Source organism: Neisseria sp. P0001.S005 (genome assembly GCF_051963715.1).
Genome location: NZ_JBQCTZ010001000.1, coordinates 1 through 257, shown reverse-complemented (window position 1 = coordinate 257; position 257 = coordinate 1). Strand labels below are relative to the sequence as shown.

Below are 257 nucleotides of genomic sequence, written 5' to 3'. Positions count from 1 at the left end.
ATCAGCGAGCAAGAATTGCTGGCTGTTGCTAAAGACTTGCGCGAGAAAAACTGGAAACACCAAGCTGCTGCCAACGCTGATTTCGTTGCTGCAGGCGATTTCACTTTCTACGACCACATCCTCGACCTGCAAGTTGCCACCGGTGCCATCCCTGCCCGTTTCGGCTTCGACAGCCAAAATCTGTCTTTGGAACAATTCTTCCAACTGGCCCGTGGTAACAAAGACCAATTCGCTATCGAAATGACCAAATGGTTCGA

General features: G+C 50.2%; 1 pseudogene. It reads left to right on the top strand.

Annotation, left to right across the window (positions count from 1 at the left end):
- Window positions 1-257, top strand: a pseudogene (locus ACTHSP_RS23840) (5-methyltetrahydropteroyltriglutamate--homocysteine S-methyltransferase); the annotation flags it as partial.